The sequence below is a fragment of the Oscillibacter sp. genome, from assembly GCF_032060045.1.
In the GTDB taxonomy this organism is placed as follows: domain Bacteria; phylum Bacillota; class Clostridia; order Oscillospirales; family Oscillospiraceae; genus Oscillibacter.
In genome coordinates, this window is sequence record NZ_DAMBZJ010000002.1 from 152,763 (window position 1) to 175,618 (window position 22,856).

General features: G+C 56.5%; 16 protein-coding genes. 8 read left to right on the forward strand and 8 right to left on the reverse strand.

The window, feature by feature from the left end; all coding sequences use genetic code 11:
- The 3 genes from RT018_RS01710 to rlmB form a co-directional block, all read right to left on the reverse strand.
- A partial coding sequence (locus tag RT018_RS01710) for an HD domain-containing protein (RefSeq protein ID WP_312938820.1) occupies window positions 1–652 on the reverse strand: 652 nt, incomplete at its 3' end.
- 92 nt (window positions 653–744) lie between these two features.
- A complete protein-coding gene (locus RT018_RS01715) occupies window positions 745–2,901 on the reverse strand; it encodes a hypothetical protein (RefSeq protein ID WP_312938821.1) in 2,157 nt (718 codons plus the stop codon).
- Between the two features lie 43 nt (window positions 2,902–2,944).
- Window positions 2,945–3,712, reverse strand: coding sequence for a 23S rRNA (guanosine(2251)-2'-O)-methyltransferase RlmB (rlmB, locus tag RT018_RS01720; protein ID WP_312938822.1), 768 nt, complete (start codon window positions 3,710–3,712; stop codon window positions 2,945–2,947).
- A gap of 253 nt (window positions 3,713–3,965) precedes the next feature.
- On the opposite strand from rlmB, the gene ftsH reads away from it, so the two are divergent.
- Entirely contained in the window at window positions 3,966–6,239 is a 2,274-nt protein-coding gene (gene ftsH, locus RT018_RS01725) for an ATP-dependent zinc metalloprotease FtsH (RefSeq protein ID WP_312938823.1), read from the forward strand.
- 57 nt (window positions 6,240–6,296) lie between these two features.
- On the opposite strand, the gene RT018_RS01730 is transcribed toward ftsH, so the two are convergent.
- The 5 genes from RT018_RS01730 to RT018_RS01750 form a co-directional block, all read right to left on the reverse strand.
- A complete protein-coding gene (locus tag RT018_RS01730; RefSeq protein WP_312938824.1) occupies window positions 6,297–8,084 on the reverse strand; it encodes a Na/Pi cotransporter family protein in 1,788 nt (595 codons plus the stop codon).
- 166 nt (window positions 8,085–8,250) lie between these two features.
- Window positions 8,251–9,105, reverse strand: coding sequence for a patatin family protein (locus tag RT018_RS01735; protein WP_312938825.1), 855 nt, complete (start codon window positions 9,103–9,105; stop codon window positions 8,251–8,253).
- 19 nt (window positions 9,106–9,124) lie between these two features.
- Window positions 9,125–9,253 (reverse strand): hypothetical protein, encoded by a 129-nt coding sequence (locus RT018_RS01740; RefSeq protein ID WP_312938826.1) that lies wholly within the window; start codon window positions 9,251–9,253, stop codon window positions 9,125–9,127.
- 113 nt (window positions 9,254–9,366) lie between these two features.
- Window positions 9,367–11,448: a sodium-translocating pyrophosphatase gene (locus tag RT018_RS01745; RefSeq protein WP_312938827.1), complete on the reverse strand. Its 2,082-nt coding sequence runs from the start codon at window positions 11,446–11,448 to the stop codon at window positions 9,367–9,369.
- Between the two features lie 234 nt (window positions 11,449–11,682).
- On the reverse strand, window positions 11,683–12,351 hold the full coding sequence (locus RT018_RS01750; protein WP_312938828.1) for a hypothetical protein: 669 nt from the start codon (window positions 12,349–12,351) through the stop codon (window positions 11,683–11,685).
- Between the two features lie 854 nt (window positions 12,352–13,205).
- Here RT018_RS01750 and RT018_RS01755 point away from each other — a divergent pair.
- The 7 genes from RT018_RS01755 (at window position 13,206) to RT018_RS01785 (ending at window position 22,630) form a co-directional block, all read left to right on the forward strand.
- Window positions 13,206–14,057 (forward strand): metallophosphoesterase, encoded by an 852-nt coding sequence (locus RT018_RS01755; RefSeq protein ID WP_312938829.1) that lies wholly within the window; start codon window positions 13,206–13,208, stop codon window positions 14,055–14,057.
- Between the two features lie 37 nt (window positions 14,058–14,094).
- Entirely contained in the window at window positions 14,095–15,960 is a 1,866-nt protein-coding gene (mnmG, locus tag RT018_RS01760; protein WP_312938830.1) for a tRNA uridine-5-carboxymethylaminomethyl(34) synthesis enzyme MnmG, read from the forward strand.
- A 92-nt stretch (window positions 15,961–16,052) separates the two neighbouring features.
- Window positions 16,053–16,727, forward strand: a complete 675-nt coding sequence (locus RT018_RS01765) for a cyclase family protein (RefSeq protein WP_312938831.1) — start codon at window positions 16,053–16,055, stop codon at window positions 16,725–16,727.
- Window positions 16,724–18,058, forward strand: a complete 1,335-nt coding sequence (locus tag RT018_RS01770) for a MurT ligase domain-containing protein (RefSeq protein WP_312938832.1) — start codon at window positions 16,724–16,726, stop codon at window positions 18,056–18,058. Before RT018_RS01765 ends, RT018_RS01770 begins: the two co-directional genes overlap by 4 nt.
- Entirely contained in the window at window positions 18,058–18,792 is a 735-nt protein-coding gene (locus RT018_RS01775; RefSeq protein WP_312938833.1) for a hypothetical protein, read from the forward strand. The genes RT018_RS01770 and RT018_RS01775 overlap by 1 nt, the downstream gene beginning before the upstream one ends.
- A 180-nt stretch (window positions 18,793–18,972) precedes the next feature.
- Window positions 18,973–20,967: a 5'-nucleotidase C-terminal domain-containing protein gene (locus RT018_RS01780; protein WP_312938834.1), complete on the forward strand. Its 1,995-nt coding sequence runs from the start codon at window positions 18,973–18,975 to the stop codon at window positions 20,965–20,967.
- A gap of 412 nt (window positions 20,968–21,379) precedes the next feature.
- Window positions 21,380–22,630 (forward strand): sodium/glutamate symporter, encoded by a 1,251-nt coding sequence (locus RT018_RS01785; RefSeq protein ID WP_312938835.1) that lies wholly within the window; start codon window positions 21,380–21,382, stop codon window positions 22,628–22,630.
- The last annotated feature ends 226 nt before the right edge of the window (window positions 22,631–22,856 follow it).

Below are 22,856 nucleotides of genomic sequence, written 5' to 3' on the forward strand. Positions count from 1 at the left end.
CCGCCTCATCCAGCGTCAGCTTGACCGCGTCCAATGACAGCTCGTCCAGAAAGTCATGAATCTGGGGTCCATCCACCAACTCCAGCCACAGCGCCTCCTGAAGGCTGATTTGCATAAACGCATCCACGGTTTCCGGCACGAACACCTCGCCCCGCTGTGCGGAAATAATATCCCGGATGGTCCCTATCTGGCTGATCGCGCTCATGTCCGGCCGGATCTGCACCACCACCCGGTCTGCCAGATGCAGCACATGGGAGAGCAGGGGAACCTTCGCGCCGTGGTGCATTGCGTCCACGCCGTTTTTCCATGGGACGTGGTGAAAACGGACAATTTCCGCCTCACAGCGCAGAGGGGGAAAATCCTCCAAAAACCTGGCCCCAATCCGGGCGTGCCCCTCCGGCTCGGAAGCCTCGCCGGTTACGAGCTGCAATCGCTCGCTTAACGTCAAGGCGCCGATGTCATGCAGCAAAGCCGCCTGCACCAGCGCCCGCCGCTCCTCCAGTGACAGACCCATCTGCTCGGCCAGCTTCAAGGACATAAAGGCCACACGCTGATGGTGGTTTGAAACCCTCACATCCAATAAGTCCACCGCTGCGGTCATACAGGCAATCAAGTCATAAAGCGTTGCAAAGTAGCGGTTGTAATAGGTCATATTTTTCGTCCCTGTTTCTCTGTTAATTTATTTGGAACCGCTGCCATGGAGGGAATTTCCACTGAATTTCCCGACGTATCCGCCGTAGATCCTTAATACCGCCCCGCCGTATGGTCCAGCAGGAACACCGGCACCGTCCACAGCAGGGAAAACGCCAGAAGACGCAAAGGCCCCATCAGCGCATAGCTGCCAAGCCCCGTCAGGTAAAAGCTGAGAAGAGACCCTGCCACGGAGGCAAGCAGTGTCAGTGCCGTGCCGCTGCGCACCGCGCGGCACAGACGGCGGCTGCCAGTCACGGTTTCGGCATAGGGCAGCAATCCTTCCCGCAGCAGCAGCGCCCGGGGACGGCCCTGGGCGCTCTCCTGCTCGGAAAAAGCCACACGGTCGGAAAGCGTGGGATACTGAATCTTCACCTTGGCGGTAAATTTCCGTTTTAGCAAGCCAGGGTTCACATTGGGGTCCCGAGAGGCGAGAATCGGCTGAATTTTGTTTCTGCGCAACAGCCGCAGCGCCCAATCCACATTGTCCGAGGGCTTGTACTTCACGGCAAACACCGCCGCCAGCTCTCGGTCAATGGAAAGGAAAACACCGGTGCGTAGATTCAGCCCGCTTGGCAGGCGCACATCCATTTTGCGCATGAAGGACGCGGTGCCCAAGAGCACCGACTCTCCCCGAATGGCGGCAGAGAATCCGCCCTCTTCATAGAAGCTGAAATCGTCCAAAGTCTGCAGCGTTCCACCCTCGGATACCAGCAGATTGTCAAATAGCCGCCGAAGCCCACAGCCGGAGCAGCGGGCCAAAGACGCGGCATAGGACACGACCCTTGGCATCTCCTCACCAAAGAGTTTCACACCGTTCAGGCTCACCGTTCCAGGGGGGAACAAGTCCTGATCCGTCACCACCATAGATTTTTTGCGGCTGATGCGCTCCGCCCCGGCACAGCCCGCCACAGCACAGCCGCCTTTTTGAAGACGCTTTGCAAGCCGCGTGGCGGGAAGCGCGTCCGTCATAGGCAGCATCAGCGCTGCGGAAGCCGCGAGAATCGCGGACCAGTTTAGAAGAAAATCCGCATTCCGCCCCTGCCCCACAGAGCCAAGGGCCGCGAACACCACGGAGGCAACAAACACCACCGGAAGCAGCGCCGCCTGCCAAATCTCGGAGAGAGAGGGCTTTTCCACATCGGTCCAAAATCCGGGAACGCGGCCCGGTTGCTTACAAGCCCCCGTTTCCAAATCCGTCACCAGATAGGGCGGCGTGAGATCCAATGCGGCGGTGCGAAACGTGTCGCACCGGGCCTTTTCCCGTTGGGAAACGCCCCACTGACCAAAGAAAAGCCCCACGCAGGCGGGAAGCGCATAAAGCGGGGCGGCGCTCCGCCCCGGAAGCCAGAGTACCGCCGCGCAGTCAAGCAAAGCTGCCACAGCGGAGAAGGAGAGCAGCAGCTCTCCCGTAAAAAACTTATGGGTCAATCGAGAAATTCCGCGGACAAACACACCACTGCACAAAATGCACAGCAACAGCAACGCTCCGGCAGAAACGGCGGTTTGCAGCGTCTCGTCTCCCGTCCAAAGAGGGACGGTGTATCCGGCGGCTTCCGCCGCCCAAGGCGCCAGCAGCAACAGGCAGATCAGCGCAGACACGGGCAGGGGACGGCGCAGCCGCCGCCAGCGCTTCTGGGCAAACCGCATGGCCTCGTCCAAAGGTGGCTCGGGGGCCACGGGCGGTTCCTCCGGCTCCGGGTCCGGCGGAGGGCCGGGCGGCTCGTAAAGCTGCTCCGTATCCTCCAGCGGCATCTTTTTCCGGGAAAACAGGCCCCGGCGGGGGCGCTGTGCCGCCGTCAGGGACTCCTGCGCATCCATCACGTCCTCCACCGTCTGTCCCACGGTCTGCTCGATGGAGACGGGCCGGGGCGGGGGAGGCAGGCTCTCCTCGGGCACGAGGAGGTCCGGCTCCTCGTCTGGGAGTTCCTCCGGTTCTTCGTCCGAACGCTCGTCCAAATCCGGCTCCTCTTGTGGCGGCGGGGCAAACGCAGGCTCCTCCCCCATCGTCACAGCCGCGTCTTGCGCCTCCAGCTCCGGGGCAGCCAAAGCCTCCGCTTCTTCCAGAATGCGCCGGCGACGACCACCGCCGTACTCCGCCAGAATCTCTTCCAAAGAAAAATCGCCCTCCGGGACCACATCGGTCCCGGCGGTCAAATCCTCCGCGTCAATGAGCGCGTCATATGGTTTTTTGTCTTTGATCTCAGCCATTTCTCTCTCCCATGTTCTCTCGCCCGGGGCTATCTTTTTAAAATCAGCTCCTCTGGCGCACCGCCTCGTACAGCAGCACCGCCGCTGCCGCCGAAGCGTTCAGCGAACTGAGTTTTCCCCGCAGGGGAATCCTCACCAGAAAATCGCAGTTTTCCGCCGCCAGACGGGTCATACCCTCGCCCTCGCTGCCGATGACAATCGCGGCAGGTCCGCGCAGGTCCGCGTCGTACAGGCCGGTGGTTCCGTCCGCCGCTGTTCCAAAAATCCACAAGCCCTGTTTTTTCAAATCCTTCAGCAGTGACGGAATGTTGGGCACCCGGGCCACCGGAAGATGGGCCACGGCCCCGGCAGACGTCTTGGCCACGATGGCCGTCAGTCCTGCGCTGCGGCGCTTGGGAATAATCACTCCGTGAGCTCCCGCGCACTCTGCGGTGCGGATAATGGCCCCCAGATTGTGGGGGTCGGAAATCTCATCGCAAATGACCAGCAAGGGCTTCTCGCCCCGCTTTTCCGCGATGGCCAGAATGTCCTCCACCGAGGCGTACTCCCGCACGGCGGCCAGCGCAATCACGCCCTGATGGGCATGAGTCCGGCTCATGCCGTCCAGCTTCCGCCGGTCCGCTTCCACCACCACCACGCCGGCCGCCCGGGCCTTGGAGGCAATGTGGCCCAGAGTTTTGTCCGTCTCGCCCCGGGCGAGATAAATTTTATCAATGGTTTCGCCCGCACGCAGGGCTTCGATCACCGCGTTGCGGCCCTCGATCATGCCGTCCGCCTCGGCGGTAAGCAGGTCTTTCTTTTCACTGTCCATAGGTACTCCTTCAGCCGCTTCAAGTATCCGGCCCACATACGGGCGGACAAAACGCCATTTTTTCCAGCTTCTGGGCGTTTTGTGCGGAATCAATAATTACCATGATTGTATCACAGTTTCCGCACACAATAAAGTGGAATTCACAGAAATTTCATGGAAAAGCCAACAAGCGTTCTTGTAGCATCCTTCTTTTTATGGTATACTGCTTGATAATTTAACCCAGCGCTTTAACAGGCAAAGGAGTATTCATTCGATGAGTCAAAATAACGACCGTAAAAACAGAAACGGGCCCAACCGAAACGGGCAAAACGGAGGGAATAACTGGCGCGGCTTACTTTCTCTGGTGAGCTGGGCGCTGCTGCTGACAATTGTATTCAGCTATGCAGGCGCGTGGGTATCCGGTTCCGATAACAAAAACTCCGTGGAGATTACCTACAGCGAATTTATCTCGCTGATTGAATCGGACAAAATTGCAAAGGTGGAATTCGAGGCTAATACGGGCCTTGCCCACATCACTCCCACAGAGGGCTTCACCTATACCGACGAGGGCGGCGAAACATACGGGCCCATGCCAAAGGCCCAGAAGCCGGTATCCACCGACAAACCCCAGTCGTCCACCGCCACAAACCTCAGTGGGCTGTGGGGGCATAAGGACAAGACGGACGACGGGAAATTTCAGCTTTATACCAAGGCGCTGAACGACGACCAGTTGATTTCCCGGATGTTGGCGCACAATGTGGACTTCGGCTCCCCCTATACCGCGCCCATCAGCCCCATCCTGGAGATGTTGATATCCTATATCCTTCCCTTCGCCATCATGATGCTGCTGCTATCTTTGGTATTCCGCATCATGGCCAAGCGGGGCGGCGGAATGGGCGGCATCGGGGGTGTCGGCTCCGTAGGCAAAGCCAATGCCAAGGTCTATATGGAAAAATCCACCGGCGTCACCTTCCGTGACGTGGCAGGACAGGACGAGGCAAAGGAATCACTCACTGAGATTATTGACTTTTTGCACAATCCGCAAAAATATACCGAAATCGGCGCAAAGTTGCCCAAGGGCGCGCTGCTGGTGGGCCCTCCGGGCACCGGCAAGACCCTGCTTGCCAAGGCCGTGGCTGGGGAAGCCAGCGTTCCTTTCTTCTCCATTTCCGGATCGGACTTTGTGGAGATGTTCGTGGGCGTGGGCGCCAGCCGCGTGCGGGACCTCTTTAAGGAAGCAAGCAAGGTGGCTCCCTGCATCGTCTTTATCGACGAGATTGACACCATTGGTAAATCTCGAGATAACCGCATGGGCGGCAACGATGAGCGGGAGCAAACCTTAAACCAGCTTCTGGCCGAGATGGACGGCTTTGACCCCACCAAGGGCGTCATTCTCTTGGCGGCCACCAACCGCCCGGAGGTGCTGGATCAGGCGCTGCTGCGCCCCGGCCGGTTTGACCGGCGCATCATCATTGATCGGCCCAATCTGGCCGGCCGACTGGCCACGCTGGAGGTCCACACCCGAAACATCCGGCTGAGCGAGGACGTAAATCTGAAAAAGGTGGCGCTGGCCACGGCGGGTACCGTGGGTGCAGACCTTGCAAATCTGGTGAACGAGGCGGCGCTGCGGGCTGTGCGTCTTGGGCGCAAGGCAGTAAATCAGGCTGATTTGCTTGCGGCCTTTGAACTGGTAATTGCGGGCACGGAGAAAAAAGGAAGCGTGCTGACGGAATTTGAGAAAAAGCTGGTGGCATACCACGAGGTGGGCCACGCCATGGTGGCCTTTAAGCAGAAAAACACCGAACCGGTGCAGAAGATCACCATTGTTCCTCACACCCAAGGCTCTCTGGGCTATACACTGCTGATGCCCGAGGAGGACAAAACCGAGCTGCGCACCCGGGATGAGCTGCTGGCGAAAATCACCGTTTCCATGGGCGGCCGCGCTGCCGAAGAAGTGGTCATGGACACCATGACCAACGGTGCATCGCAGGACATTCAGGATGCCACACAGGTGGCCCGGAACATGGTGGCCATGTATGGCATGAGCGACGAATTTGGCATGATGGCCCTGGCTTCCCGCCGCAGCCAGTATCTGGACGGGGGCTACGGCATGGACTGCGCACAGGACACCTGCGCCGCCATGGATAAGGCTGTGCGAGAGATTCTCACCGAGTGCTATGGCAACGCGGTATCCGTTATTCGGGAAAATCGAGAGGACATGGATAAGGTGGTTGCCTACCTTCTGGAGAAGGAGACGATCACCGGCGCAGAAATGGTTGCCATTATCGAGGGCCGGGACCCGGCTCTGGTGGAGGACCAATACGCCTCCACCCGGCAGGACACGCCGGGTATCGAGGCCCCCGCCAAGCGCATCAGCATGATCTCTGAGAAGATCGAGCCTCCCATCCCAGCGGAGAATGCCGGCGGGGAGAACACTGTCACCACAACGGAGAGTGCCGCGGAACCTTCTGCTGAGGAATCCGTTCCCCAACAGCCGGAGAAAGAAGCGTCTACCCCGCAGGTCGATGGCGAAGACCATACCGTCTGATTTAACTCAAAAAAATGCGCATTTTTTATTCTGTTCACTGGTATAAAAAGAGGGTACTCAGATCATGCACTCCTTATCCTGCCCGGAGGGACCTCTCTCCACCGCAGGCAGCGTATAACGGCTCATGTCTATCTGCAAATCCCGGACAAAGTTGCTGTCGTGCTTGATATTGTGCAGATACGTGTGGGCATCCACATCCCGGCGGCTCATTTCAATGACGGAGACGGCGATGTTGGAGCAGTGATCAGAAATCCGCTCGAAGTTGGTCAAAAGATCGTTGAGCACAAAACCCAACTGGATGGTGCATGCGCCGCATTGCAGCCGATCAATGTGCCGCAGACGAATTTCCTCAATCAACCGGTCAATCGTCTCCTCAAGCGGTTCCACGCGGACGGCGGCGTCGGGATCGTTGCTTGCAAAGCAGCCCATGGCCTGATCCATAATGTCCTCCAGCGCCCTTTTAAGAACCTTCAGTTCCGTTCGGGCGGCGTCGGAAAACGCCAACTGCTTGTCGTGCAGTTCCTGCGCAGACTCCTGCACGTTCAGCGCGTGGTCACCCATACGCTCAAAATCCCCGATGGAGTGGAGAATCCGGCTTACCTGACGGCTGCTCTCCCCCGAAAGTCCATGGCGGGAAATCTGGACCAGATAGTCGCCCAGGCGATCCTCGTAAATATCCAGTTTGTCCTCGTTTTCCAAAATTTTCGCTTCCCGGGTGGAGGAATAGCTCTCCAACTGCTCCATAGCCAAAAGAACGTTTTCTCGGGCCACCTTGGACATCTCTCCCACCATGGCCACAGACTCGTTGATGGCCGTGCCGGGCGTGCGAAGCAGCAGAGGATCCAAAAACGCGAACTGATCCTTCTTGGTATCCGTCTTAACCAGCACACAGGCAAGCTTTTCAAGCTGCTTGGATGCGGGAAGCAGAGTAAGCGTCGTAAAGACATTAAAAATGGTATGACACAGGGCGACGCTGAACGCGCTCGCCGTTTCGTCCATAAACGACAGGTCTATCACACTTCCCACGCCATAAAGCAAAATCAGGCAGATGGTGGTCCCGATGACGTTAAAGGAAATATGAACGGCCGCCACTCGCTTTGCGTTGCGGCTGACGCCGATGGAGCTGAGAACCGCGGTGACGCAGGTTCCAATGTTTTGGCCCATGATGATGGGGATGGCCATGCCGTAGGTAATGGAGCCGGTGATGGCCAGCGCCTGCAAAATACCCACCGAAGCGGCGGAGGACTGAATGACACCCGTCACCATCGCGCCAACCAGAACGCCCAGCATGGGATTATTAAACGCGGTGAGAATGCTGGCAAATTCGGGCATGTCCTTCAGCGGACTGACGGATGCAGCCATCAGCTCCATACCGTACATTAAAATGGAAAAACCCATAAAAATACGGCCGATGTCCCGCCGTCTCTGTTTTTTTGAAATCATGATAAGCAGGATGCCCGCCAGAGCAACCAGTGGAGAAAAGCTTTCCGGCTTAATCAGGTTTATCCACACGTTATCGCTCTCGATTCCGCTGAGGGAGAGAATCCACGCGGTCAGTGTGGTTCCGATGTTGCTGCCCATGATCACGCCCACGGTTTGCCCAAGCTCCATCACGCCGGAGTTCACCAGCCCCACCAGCATCACCGTCATGGCGGAGGAAGATTGGATTGCAATGGTGATGCCTGCGCCCAGCAGCAAGCTCTTCATCGGATTGGAGGTCATGCGCTTGAGCGTTCTCTCAAGCTTGCCGCCCGCCATTTTCTCAAGACTGTTGGACATGATGTTCATGCCAAAGAGGAAAAAGGCCAGACCTCCGCAGAGGGTGAAGACGGAAAAAATGTCCATCAAACGGTTCTCCTTTGTTGTTCGCGGAGCAGTCTCACCTGTTCTCTCCCCCGCCGCATTCGTATGTAAGCGCAACCCGTAATAGGTTGCGCAAGGGTATTATATAAAAAAATTGTCGAGATAGGAAGCCCCATGGTATAAATTCCTTATAAAAATTTCCCGCAGGTCAATCTCCGCCCCAAAAGTCCGTCAAATTCGGCACAGCCGCACGGCCCTGAAAATAACCGTCCTGCCACAGGGAACGGATTTTTCCCGTGTCTCTCTCCGTGCGGGAATAGCCTTTCGTGTTCGCCGGAGCAATCACCATGGCCCGCCCCGCCCGCTCCAGCGCAAAGAGGCGCTCCCGGTTTTCGTTGTACGCGTCCGCGCGCCGGTCCATGGTTTCGAGGAATCTGGGATATTGCCGGTAATGCCGCCGGATCAGGCTGTCGGACTTTTCCGGTTTGCGGATATAAGACCGCTCCCGCGTCAGCACCACCAAAATACGGTCGCAGCCCTTGTCCACCGCCCGCTGCCACGGAATGGGGTCTGCGCACCCACCATCCAGATAAGGCTGCCCGTCAATGTGAAAGATAGGAAACAGCAGTGGCATGGCGCAGGTGGCTTTTAAAACGGCAGACTGCACACTGTTTCGGGGAATGGGCAGATAGTCCGCCTTTCCCGTCTCAAGATTTGTCAAAACCGCCTCGGCCTCGCCGGGATAGGCCGCAAACGCCCCGTAATCAAAGGGAACATATTGATTCGGAATCTCCTCATAGGAAAATTTCAGCCCAAAATAGCACCGATTTCCGGGATTCAGAAGGTTCTTTACACCCATATACCGTTTATCATTGGCGTAGTGACAGAGAATATTCAGATTTCTCCATTTTTGCCGTGAGAGATAGCTTACCCCGTAAGCCGCCCCGGCAGACACACCGATAAAATAGCCGGGCATCAGCCCTGCGTCCAGCAACGCGTCACACACGCCGGTTGAAAAAACGGTGCGCAGCGCGCCGCCCTCCATTACAATTCCTGATTTCATAAGATCACCTCAAAACGCTTCAAGATGCCCCTTTGCTGGGCCATTTTTTATAATACGCTTTTTTTCCCGCGGCGGCAAGTACAACGAACAAAAAGACGAGAAGACCCAACCGCGAAGCATTGACACCGCAAATTTTTACTTCCTCCATGGGGTTCTTTACCCCTGCCTCGAAACCGGCGAACAGCGAAGAAATCATCAGCTACGGCGCACAAAAGCCCCGCCAGGGCCATGCCTCGGCGGGGCTTTTCTTACGATTATGTCTTACAGCATTCCCATCAGGTTAAACCCAATAACCAAACCGGAGAACACGATGGATACGGTAGAGCAGAGCTTGATGAGAATGTTCAAAGAGGGGCCGGAAGTGTCCTTGAAGGGATCGCCCACGGTGTCACCCACAACGGCAGCCTTATGGCAATCGGAGCCTTTTCCGCCGTGATGACCAGACTCGATGTACTTCTTGGCATTGTCCCATGCGCCGCCGGCGTTGGACATGAACACCGCCATGGCAAACCCTGTGACAGACACGCCGCCAAGCAGTCCCACCACGCCCTCAGGCCCCAGAATCAGACCAGTCAGGATGGGGACAGTAATGGCAAGCAAGGCCGGGGCCACCATTTCCCGCAGAGCACCCTTAGTGCAAAGGCTCACGCAGGAGGCGTAATCCGGGTCGCATTTCCCCTCCATGATTCCGGTAATCTCCCGGAATTGGCGGCGGACCTCCATCACGATGGACTGTGCGGCGGTTTGCACCGCGCTCATGGTGAATGCGGAGAACACGAACGTCAGCATCGCGCCGATAAACAGGCCCACCAACACCGTGGGGCTGGTGATAGACAGGTTCATCACAAAGCCTTTTTGCTCCACAATGTTCACATAGGACACCAGCAAAGCCAGCGCGGTGAGAGAGGCGGAGCCGATGGCAAAGCCCTTGCCGGTAGCGGCGGTGGTGTTCCCCAGAGAATCCAGCGCGTCGGTCCGCTCCCGGACCTCTTCGGGCAGCCCCGCCATTTCGGCGATGCCGCCTGCGTTGTCAGCCACGGGGCCATAGGCGTCCGTCGCCAGAGTGATCCCCAGCGTGGACAGCATGCCCACTGCGGAAATCCCGATGCCGTACAGTCCCCTTGCAAAATCGCCGCTGCCGGCGGCAAAGAAGCTGATGATCACCGCTGCAGCCACAATGAGAATGGAGGCCGCCGTAGACCGCATACCCAGAGACAGACCGCCGATAATGACGGTGGCAGAGCCGGTCTCGGAGGAGGCCGCCAGCTTCTGAGTGGGCTTATAGGTATCGGAGGTGTAGTACTCCGTAAAATAGCCGATGGCGCAGCCGCCCACCAAACCGCAGAGAATGGCCACATACACGCCCCAGTTGCCCACGGTGTAAAACGTCAGCGGCGCGGCCAGAACGGCGGAGAGCACGGCGGCAAGATATGTACCGGTGCGCAGGGAGCGAAGAAGGGACATTTGGGTGGCGTCCTCCTTCGTCTTGACGAAAAAGGAGCCGATAATGGAACACACGATGCCGCACACCGCAATCAGCATGGGCAGCAGCATGCCCGCGTAGCCATACCCGGCCACGGTGGCCAGAGCAAAAGACGCCAGAATGGAGCCCACATAGCTCTCGTACAGGTCGGCGCCCATACCGGCCACATCGCCCACATTGTCGCCCACGTTGTCAGCGATGGTGGCGGGGTTGCGGGGATCGTCTTCAGGGATACCAGCCTCAACCTTGCCCACCAGATCTGCGCCCACGTCAGCCGCCTTGGTGTAGATTCCGCCGCCCACACGGGCAAACAAAGCCATAAAGGAAGCGCCCATGCCGTTCATCACCATGATGTTGGCAAGCTGGTTTGCATCGGTTATGCCGAAGAAGCCGTGCAGCAAAAAGTACCACACGGAGATATCCAGCATGCCAAGGCCCACGACCGTGAATCCCATGACGGAGCCGGAGGAAAACGCCACCCGCAGACCTTTATTCAGGCTTTCGGATGCGGCCTGTGCCGTACGGGCGTTGGCATTGGTGGCGATTTTCATGCCAACAAAGCCCGCCAACATGGACCAGATACCGCCGGTGAGGAAGGCAAATGGCGTGAATTTCGAGAGCATTTTCCCGCCGGAAGCAAAGGCCATCACCAGCAAAATCACAAACACTACGGCAAAGACCTTTGCCACAGTGGCATACTGGTGCTTCAGATAAGCGTTGGCGCCCTCCCGGATAGCAGCCGCAATCTTCTGCATTTTTTCCGTTCCCTCTGAGTAGCTCATGACCTTCTTCTTTTGCACCCAAGCAAAGCTAAGTGCAAGCGCAAAGCCGACAAAGCCGATCCAGAACATGTTTTCCATACGTTTTCTCCACTCCTCTTCATGCCGTAATTTGTTAGCTATTTTTACGTCGCATATATTTTAACATACGGAAAATTTTTTACAAGATGGTTTATTTATCCTTTTACACGAAATCTTCCGTATTTTTTTATTAATATTCAGCTTTGCCTCCAAAAATGTGAAGAGACGGGTCCCCTTAGCACCCGTCTTTCTCTATTTTTATAAAAGTCACACAAACGAATCCCCCGTCGGGACTCAATATACCAGTTCAAATTGCGAAAATACCCAGCGGCCATTTACTTCCCGATATGGAAACGCATAAAACTCCGTTCCGGTGACCGTGACCTGATCTCTATCCAACAAATCCACCGTCACATTGATGAGGTAAGACCCGTCCTCCTCCCGCTCCACGGCGGCAGAAGCAGCACCCTTTCCCGTGTCTGCCAGGCGGTCGTCAGGGCGCGCATACAGCACACCGTCAATATCCCGGTATCTGGGGGCAGGTGCTTCCCGGTCCAAAAGGCGGACAATCACATCCTCGGAAAAAAGGCTTTCCAGGTAAGTCTCCAAATCGTTTAGCGTATCAATCCCCGCGTAATTCACCCGCTGATAGTTGACCCCGTTTTCTTGCCGCATGGGCCCCACGCAGGGCAGGGGATTCATCTCAAACCACTCATACGCGGCCACGGCCCGGTCATAGGCAGCAAAAACTTCTTCCTCCGTCAATTCCCGCGGGCTGGCCTTGGTTTCTGCCGCGTCCATTCTCTCCGCCGACTCGGTATAATTTTCCTGCGGCGGCTCGGAAACAGGCATCGCCTGCTCGGTGCTGGTACCGGCGGGAGAAATCGCCACTCCCAAAAAATTCCCGCAGCCGGTTAGAAGTACAGCGGACAACAGCAGGGCTGCGTATTTCTTTGCATTCATGTGGGCGTTTCCTCCCTTCCGCAAGTTTGGCGTAAAATTTTAGATTTCACTTTATGGTTTAAATGTATCACATTCAATTGGGGAAATCCACTTATTTTTCCAATTCGTTGCTCAAAATCGCGCAATTGATTTGCTTCAGTGGGGATACGGGTATTTTTGTGCCCACCGCACTTTAATATTCCCCTAATATGCCCCTAAAGCGCCAAAAAACGCCGCCGAGGCTTTTCCTCGCGGCGTCAAATCCATTTCATTCATTTTACGTGTCATCGGCAGCGGCCTGCCGGGGCGCGTCCGCCTCCGGTTCAGGTCCAATTTCTTCCCAAAATAGAAAAAATCCACGCTTTTATAAGCGCGGCTCCGTTGCTGCTTTAGCGATCGCTGGGTACCTGCGTGGCAGTGCCATAAATCAGGTCGTCCAGATCAAACGCTGTGAACTTGTCGTTCTGCATCATTGTATGCGCCTCCTCTCTGTTCTTTTGTAATTTTTATTATAGCTTCTTTTTTTTAATATGCAAGTACTTTTTGACGCTTGTTACAAAAACTTAACATTTTTTTATGTGCATCTTACAATTTACTTCTTTTCGCATTTATTGGTAAACTCCATTTTACACCCAAAACGCTGTCGGACATCCCTTGGTTTTGTCATATCTCACGAGACGCCCCTCAGAAAAGGCAAATTATTTTTGGTTCTTTGTTGAATTTTCATCTCGTCAGAGGTCATAAATTTATGTTATAATCACCATATGCGGAGTGGTCATGACCACTTACAATCGTCGTAAACCGCCGCCGTATTTTTCGGCGGCCCGGACCGTGTTGCTTTGGCGGCGCGAAGAACGGTTTGAGGGACGCTGTTAATGAAAAAAACCACCGTGCGCCGCCGCATTGCGGGGACGGCGCTAATTGTTTTGGCACTGACCGGTTTTGGAATCTGGGAGAACAACGCGCTGGAAGTAACCCGGGCGGAGTTTTCCTCCGTCCGCCTGCCCGCAGGGTTTGACGGGCTTGTGGTTGTTCAGCTTTCCGACCTTCATGGGAAGGAATTTGGGGTGGGAAACAAGCACCTGCTGGACGCGGTGGCGTCCCAGTCGCCGGATTTAATTGCGCTCACCGGTGATCTGGTGGACGAGTACACGAAGAAACCACTTCAATACGCTGCCGCCATCGGCGGGGCGCTGTCGGCCTTGGCGCCAACCTATTATGTGACGGGGAACCATGAATGGGTCTTGCGTCAGGCGGAAGACGTCTGCGCCGCGCTGGAAAGCGCGGGCGTGACCTGCCTTAGAAACCAAACCGTTTCCATTGAGCGAGGCGAAGAGCGGATTCTTCTCTCCGGCGTGGACGACCCCAATGCCTACGCCGACCAGAAAACGCCCGAGGCCGTGACACAGGAGCTGCTGGATACCTATGGCGAAAACGATTTTCGCCTGCTGCTGGCCCATCGGAACAACCGTTTTGCCACGGAGTATTACCGGTTGGGCTATGATTTGACACTGGCGGGCCACGCACATGGCGGCCTTGTCCGCCTTCCTTTTACCGACGGACTTGTGGACCCCCATCAGGGCCTTTTTCCGTCTTACACTGCCGGGTTTTACTCGGTGGAAGGCACAGAGCTTTTTGTCTCCCGGGGTCTTGGCAACATCTATCCCTCCGCACGGCTGTTCAACCGGCCGGAAGTAGCGACTCTGACACTGCGGCGAAAGCTATGAATTCAGTCCCCTCCGGGGACTTTTTTGAGGATTGACCATGAGAGAATTTCATGCCGGACAATTTGATATTGCAGTGATTGGCGCGGGTCACGCGGGCATCGAGGCAGCGTTGGCGGCCACCCGGCTGGGCCTGCGCACCGTGGTGTTCACCATCAATCTGGACGCGGTGGGCAACATGCCCTGCAACCCCGCCATCGGCGGCAGCGGCAAAGGTCACCTTGTCCGGGAGCTGGACGCGCTGGGCGGTGAAATGGCAAAAGCCGCAGACGAGTGCTGCATTCAGTACCGCCTTTTAAACCGGGGCAAGGGCCCTGCGGTCTGGTCTCTCCGGGCGCAGGCGGACCGGCGGAAATATCAGGAGCGGATGAAGCATACGCTGGAACGGCAGGAAAACCTCACTGTCCGTCAGGGCGAAGCGGTGGAGCTCCGCACCCGGGACGGTGCGGTGAGCGAGGTGGTGCTCTCCACGGGGGCGGTGTATTCTGTTCGGGCCGCGATTGTTGCTTCCGGCACCTATTTGAATGGACGAACGCTCATCGGAGAGTGCGTGGAAGCCTCCGGCCCTGACGGAATGCACGCCGCAAACCGCCTGACGGACTCTCTCGTGCAGCTTGGCTTGCCTCTTCGCCGGTTTAAACCCGGCACGCCGCCCCGCGTCAACGCCCGCAGCGTGGACTTTGACGAGATGGAGCTGCAAACAGGAGACGAGTCGTCTCCCCCCTTTTCCTTTACCACCGAACTGCCGCCGGTGAACCGGGCGGTCTGCTGGCTGACCTGGACCACGGAGGAAACAAAGCAGATTGCGCTGGGCCACCTGGATCGCTCCCCCATCTACGCAGGAGTTATCGAAGGCGTAGGTCCCCGATACTGCCCCTCCTTTGAGACGAAGGTAGTCCGCTTTCCCGACAAAAAGCGCCATCAGTTGTTTGTGGAGCCCATGGGGCTGAACACGGAGGAACTGTATATACAGGGCTTCTCCTCCTCTATGCCGGAGGAGATTCAGCTTGAAATGCTCCACAGTGTTCCGGGCCTTGGGCGCGCGGAGATGACCCGCCCGGCCTACGCCATCGAGTACGACTGCGTGGACCCTCTGGCCCTGTATGCGACGCTGGAATCCAAAAAGATTCCGGGCCTGTTTGGCGCGGGGCAGTTTAATGGCTCCTCCGGATATGAGGAGGCGGCGGTGCAGGGTTTTATGGCGGGGATCAACGCCGCCATGAAGTTGTTGGAAAGGCCCCCGGTGGTCCTCTCCCGTTCGGAATCCTACATTGGAACGCTGATTGACGACCTTGTGACCAAGGGAACCGAGGAGCCTTACCGCATGATGACCTCCCGCAGCGAATACCGCCTGCTTCTGCGGGAAGACAACGCCGACCGGCGGCTAACCCCCATCGGCCACCGGATTGGTCTGGTATCCGACGACCGCTTACGGGCGGTGGAGGAAAAATACGCCCGGGTAGACCGGGAGATTCGCCGCCTGACGCATTCGGGCACAGGTCCCTCGACGGCTTTATCCGCGTTTCTTGCGGAAAAGGAGACGGCAGATATCACCGACGGCTGCCGTTTGATCGACCTGCTTCGCCGCCCCCGTGTTCACTATGACGAGCTGTCCCCCTTCGACCCCGGCCGCCCCGCCCTAACCCCGGCCGAAGCGGAGCAGGTGGAACTGAATGTGAAGTACGAAGGCTACATCCGCCGACAGGAAAAACAGGTGGAGGATTTCCGCAAGATGGAGGGCAAGGCCCTTCCCCGGGATTTGGACTATGCCTCCATCGGGGGGCTTCGCTTGGAGGCCCGGGAGAAGCTGGCCGACCTTCGCCCCGCCGACATGGGACAGGCATCCCGGATTTCCGGCGTGTCCCCGGCGGACATCGCCGTTTTAATGGTTTATCTCAGCCGCTGACTTTGCCCACACTCAAACCGGCCAAGTCATCTGAAAAAGGCGCGCTTTGAAAAATGGCGCGCGGTTTACTTTCGGGAAAAGGAAGTTATACTATGATTCTCGACCTGACGCACACCATCTGCGAAGACATGCCGGTTTATCCCGGCACCTCTCAGCCCGTGTTCCAGTCCACCGGAAATCTGACCCGGAACGGCTATCGGGAGACGCTGCTTCAATTTGCCTCCCACACCGGCACCCATATGGACGCTCCGTCCCACATTCTGTCCCACGGGTCCACGCTGGATGTGCTGCCCGTATCTCAGTTCTGCGGACGGGCGGCAGTGGTGGACGTGTCCGCCCTTACTCCCGGTGAGGTCATCACGGCGGAGTTTCTGCGCGGACTCAACGGCGCCGTGCTGTCTACCGATTTTGTCCTGTTTTACACCGGCTGGGAGAAAAAGTGGGGCACTGACGCTTATTTTGAAGACACCTTCCCTGTCCCGGACAAGGAGGCGGCGCAGTATCTCGTCTCCTGCGGCTTAAAAGGCGTGGGGACTGACGCGCTGAGCGTGGACACGCTGGCTACCCCGTGCCGCCCGGTTCATAAGACGCTGCTTGGCGGCGGGCTTGTAATCGTTGAAAGTCTGTGCCTGAAAAAAGTGGTGGGCCGGAAGGACATGATGTTTTTTGCCCTGCCGATGAAATTTATGGATGCGGACGGCGCACCCGTACGAGCTATCGCGGAGTTCCGCGATTTTTCGGAAAAGGAGGAAAGCTCTGAGCCATGAAAAAGCTTCTTGCCATCCTGATATGTAAGGCGGGCCGCTTTGTGGGAAAGCTGGTGGGGCGCGGTAGCTCCCTGCCCGGCAAGTTCGCGCTGCGGATCTGTCCGGACATTCTGCGTCAGGTGACGTTGCCCCCGCTGGTGATCGCCGTCACCGGCTCCAACGGCAAGACCTCCACCGTGGAGATGATCGCCTCCATTTTGCGCGCGGCGGGAAAAAACGTGGTGTATAATGAGGAAGGCTCCAATCAGATTGAGGGCGTGACCACCACGGTACTGACCCACTGTACCTTAGGGGGCGTAATGAAGGCCGACGTGCTGCTGATTGAGTCTGACGAGCGGTACGCCGTCCACAGTTTTCAATTTTTCCACCCCACCCATTTTGTGGTCACGAATCTGTACCGGGATCAGTTGACCCGGAACGGCCACCCCGAGTGGGTGTTTGACGCGCTTTCGCCCGCCATGTTTCCAGAGACGCGGCTGATTCTCAACGCCGACGATCCTCTTTCCGCTCGCTTCGGCGTGAACCGGGACAACGTGAAATGGTTTGGGCTGGAGCGCTGCTCTATTTCCACGGAGGAACCCTCCGGAGTCTACCACGACGGGGCCTATTGCCCGGTGTGCAAAGCCCCCATGGAATACCGTTACTATCATTTCAACCACATTGGCAGCTATTTCTGCAATGAATGCGAGTTTGCCCGCCCCTTTGAAATCGACTATGCCGCCACGGAGCTGGATTTGGACGAGGGGATTCTGCGCATCGGCGATGCGCTGACTGTCCATCTGGCCTTCCGCAGCATATACAACGTCTATAATATTCTGGCGGCCTGTGCCGTGTGCCGGGAATGCGGCGTGCCGGGCACAGAAATTGCAAAAACCATCGACAATTATATTCTGAAAAATGGGCGAATGGTCCGTTTTCTTCTGGGGGCGCACCACGGGATGCTGCTTACCAGCAAGCACGAAAACTCCATTGCCTACGACACGAACCTGCGCTATGTAAACGCCACGGAGGACCCCTGCACGGTGATGGTGATTGTGGACGCGGTAAGCCGCAAATACTACACCAGTGAGACAAGCTGGCTGTGGGACATTGACTTTGACCTCTTGAACCGCGAGCAGGTGCAGCGGGTGTTTTTGTGCGGGCAGTATGCGTCCGACCTTGCGGTCCGTTTATCCTTTACGGATGTGCCGGGAGAGAAAATTGAACTGCATCCCGACATTGCAGAGGCCTGTGAAGCCTTGAAAAACAGCGGGGGAGAGGACTTGTACGTCCTCACCTGCTTCTCCGACCGGGATAAGCTTCTGGCCCATGTGGAAAAGGAGGCTGTGTGATGGAACTTCGGTTTTTGCACATTTATCCCGACTTGATGAACCTCTACGGGAGCTGGGGAAACCTTGCGATTCTGCGCCGCCACTTGGAGGATATGGGCAACACCGTCACAGTGGAGGTACTTCACCCTGGCGATGCCATTGATTTTTCAAACGCGGATTTTGTGTTTGTGGGCGCAGGAACAGAGCGCAATCAAAAGGTAGCTATTGAGGATTTGGTCCGTTTCGGGAAGGAACTTCGTTCCGCGGTGGACGATGGCGTGGCAATGCTTTTTTGCGGAACGGCCATGCAGATGCTGGGCCAGTCCATCACGGACGCAGCGGGAACGTATTATATGGGTCTCCGGGTGGGCGCTTTCAGCAGCCAGCAGGGAAAAAAGCGGTTTGTGGGAGACGTATACGGACATACGGACCTGTACGAGGAGCCTGTGGTGGGCTTCATGAACTCCTGTACGTTGGTAAGCGGCATCGTCACGCCCCTTGTGACAAAGCTCTCTTTGGGCTATGGCAACGAGAAGGAGCAGGGACCGGAGGGCTTTCGGAAAAACAACGTCTTTGCCTCTGAACTGACGGGTCCCCTTCTGGTGAAAAACCCACCCCTTCTGCGCTATTTGATTTCTGCGATTTACAATCGGCGGGGTGAAGAACTGCCGGAAGAGCTTCCCATTTACCGGATGGAGGAGGAGGCTTATACCACCGCCTGCCGGGAGCTTTTGGCCCGGCTTGAAGCCGAATAAAACTGCGTCGGAAACGCTTTTACCGGATTACGCTGCGCACCCGCTGTTCCATGAGACGGCAGGTGCGCAGTTTTTATCAAAGAACCTTTTCTCCTAATTTTGGAAAAGCTGTTGTAAAAAAAACAGCTTGGCACTATAATGAATCCATCCCCATTAAAAATATTTTGAGGAGGCTGAGGAATGAAACGGAAAAAGTTATCGGCGCTGCTTCTGGCTCTGGTGATGGCAGTGAGTTTGGCTGTCCCCGCTCTGGCGGCGGAGGATACCCGAACCCTTACCATTCTCCAGACCAGCGATCTGCATGGCATGGTGAATCCCTTCGACTACGCGTCCAACAAGGAAAACAAAACCAGCATGGCCCACGCGGCGGCCATCATCACAGCGGAACGAAAGGTCGACCCCAAGCTACTTCTCATTGACACCGGCGATTCCACCCAAGCCAACTACATTCAGGAGTTTAGGACCGATACGCCCCACCCTATGATCGACGCGCTGAACTATCTGGATTACGACGTGTGGACTCTGGGCAACCATGAGTTTAACTTTGAATTTAAGTACTTAACCAAAGAGATTAAAGAATTTCAGGGCGTAACTCTGACCGGTAACATCTACCGCAAAGACGGTGCCCGCTGGCTGGACGCCTATCACATCTTCGACGTTGACGGCGTGAAGGTGGCGGTGTTCGGCATCGACGCGCCTCACATCCCCATCTGGGAAAAATCCGACCCCACCCACTATGACAACATGACCTTCACCACCCCCATGGAGGAAACGGGCAAAATTCTCACCGAGCTGGAGGGGAAGGCCGACGTGATCATCGGTTCCGTGCACTACGGGCTGGACGGCGAATACGGCGTCGAGGGCGCACGCCAGATTGCTGAGACTTACGGCGACCGGATCGACGCACTGTTCATCGGCCACGCCCACGCCGTGGTGGACGAGACCATCAACGGCATCCCTGTGCTGGAGCCGGGCTCCAACGGGCAGTACGTCTCCAAGTTAACCCTCTCCCTGACAAAAAAGGATGGCGGCTGGGATGTGACGAAGGCTGACGGCGACCTGCTTGACTGCTCCGCCGTGAAACCCGACGCCGCATTTTTGAAGCGCTACAAGGCGCTGGACGACAAGAGCAAAGCTCTGGCCTCCACGGTAGTCGGCGAAGTAGGCGAGACGTTCCTGAACCCTGTCGAGCTGCTTCCCGGCATCCCCAATGCCATTTTGCAGGACAACCCCGTTGTGGATCTCATCAACACGGTACAAATGGAAAACGCGAAGGCGGACGTGTCTTTAGCAGCCCTGTTCGACGCGAACTCCAACCTGGAAAAAGGCCCCTTCCTGAATCGGGACAGCGTGAAGATCTACAAGTATGACAACACACTTTATGGCGTGAAGGTCACCGGCAAGCAGCTCAAGGCCATTATGGAACGGCAGGCGGGTGACTTCTTTAACCAATACATCCCCGGCGACGTAACCATCAGCTTCAATCCCAATATCCGGATGTACAACTACGACGAATTTGCAGGTGTGAACTACGAGATCAACATCTCCAAGCCCACCGGCTCCCGCATCCAGAACGTCACCTATCAGGGCAAATCTCTGGCGGACGACCAGACCCTGGTGCTGGCGCTGAACAACTACCGCTACGGCGGGCTGGTCAATGCGGGTCTTTTGAACGAATCCGACGTGGTGTATGAGGGCGGCGCAATTCGGGATATGATTACCGACTACGTGGCCGGGCTGAAAACCCCTCTGATGCCCCAGTGCGACAACAACTGGAAGATCACGGGCGCGGATATGAACGATCCTCAGAAAGATCTGATTTATGAGAAGGTGCGCTCCGGCGCGCTCACCGTCCCCACCTCCGAAGATGGGCGCACCCCCAACGTGGCCTCCTTGAACGGCCCGGCTCTGCGTGCAGAGGGCAAGTTGAGCGCCATTGCCACCGAGAGCCCCGTTGTCCCCGCGCCGGTGCCCGAGCCCGTCGTCAACCCCTCTGGCCCCGTGGACGGCGACCAGAGCTACACGGTAAAGGCCGGCGACTGCCTGTGGAATCTCGCGCAGAAGTTTTACGGCACGGGAACCAAGTGGGGTGTGATTTACAAGCGCAACATTGCCACCCTCAAAAATCCGAATGAGCTTCAAATCGGCCAAATTCTTTCCATCCCCGCTGCTTAAAAATTTTTTCTTCTTGCAAAATGCGAGAATACCCGGTGCGGGCAAGGAACTCCCCAGCTGTTCGCCATTTATCGTATGAAGGAGGCTTATGCCGCCGCCTTTCGGGAGTTTTTTGCCCGGCTCGAAGTCAATCAATCGCAGTAAAAGCGTGCTGCGGATGTGCCCACATCCGCAGCACGCTTTATCGTCGGCGTCGGCTAAGGGAAGCCTTGACGAAATCTTCCTCCTGAGGTATACTTCCTTGCGGTCCATTCAAAAAACGGTCGGAATACACAAGGCACTCGTTTTTAAACTACTAAATCGACTAAACTACTTATGCAGATTTTAAGCAATTCCGTATTCTTCCCTACATATATACCCATACTTATTAAAACGTTGCTTTGCCGGACCTAAACAGAAAGGAAGAAACCAAATGGAAACAATCCTGGATTACTTCGGAACCTTAACCCCTGCGGCGGACGGAGCGATAGCCGCCTTCAAATTTGAGTACCTCACCTCGTTGGGCTTTGCCGCCATCGTCATCTTTTGCGGCCGCGCCATGGTGGGGCACTCCAAGCTACTCCGCAAGTATGCAATCCCCGCCCCCGTGGTTTCCGGTCTGCTTTTTTCGCTGATCATTGCCCTGATTAAAGTTTCTGGGACAATGGCCTTTTCCTTTGACACGAAGGTCGTTCAGGACCTCTGCCAAAACCTGTTTTTCCTGTGCGTAGGCTTTGGCTTTAGCTGGAAGATGATCCGCCATGCGGGCGGAAAACTGTGTGCCATGATTGCCATTGCCGCATGCCTTCTGATTACGCTTCAGAACTTGGTAGGCGTGACTGTGGGTAATTTGGTCGGCCTGCATCCTCTGCTTGCGCTTCAGTGTTCCTCTTCCGGCATGTCCGGCGGCGTGGGCACCGCATCCGCCTTCGGCCCCATTTTTGAGGGCATGGGCGCGGTTGACGCCACCACGGTGGGCGTTGCCGCCGGAACGATGGGCAACATTATGGGCTCCTTAATCGGCGGCCCCGTGGCCGCGTTCCTCATTCGCCGCCACGGTCTGAAATCTGACCCGAACGACCGTCCCGAATCCCTGAACGCCGGGCAGGAGCCCCGGTTGGACAACAGCCGCATGATCTCCATGTTCGCGATGTGCCTGTTGCTGGCCGCGCTGGGCATGCCCATCTATATGCTGCTGGACAGCATCCCCAATATTGAGATGCCTAAGTTTATCGGCTGTCTGCTTGCCGGCGCCATTGCCCGCAATGTGATGGAAGGCTTCCACATCAAATTCTATGTCCCCGAGGTAGAGGCCATTGAGCATATGTTCCTGGAACTGTATCTGGCGCTGGTGCTGATGACCATTGACATTACGAAACTGGCTTCCGTAGCCGGGAAGATGGGCCTGATTCTGCTGGCACAGGCGATTTTGATGGCCCTGTTCGGCATCTTCATCTCCTACAACATGTTCGGCCGGAACTATGGCGCGGCGGTAATGACCGCCGGCAACTGCGGCTGGGGCTGCGGCTCAGGACCCAACGCGGTGGCCAACGAAAAAGCGGTGATGGACCAATACGGATGGCACAACGTGGCGTGGGTGCTTTACCCCTCCTTTGCCGTGCTGATTGACGACATCTACAATCCTATTTTCCTCTCTCTGTTTGGAAGCTACCTGGTGCGCTGAGAAAAAATCTTTTCGCCAAAAGCTTTGTGCGGAGAGCGAAGACAATTTTATCTCTTGAAAGGGAGACGCCCGTGTCGGGCGTCTCCCCCTTGTTTTTCCGCATGCATTTGAATGAGATAAAAGCCGCCCGAACGCAGGTCGGCGTTTCATTTCCCTCTTGATCTGGCCGTAAAAGTTTTTCTTAAAAACCTTTCGGTTTTCTTTAATAATTGCCGGATATACTGGT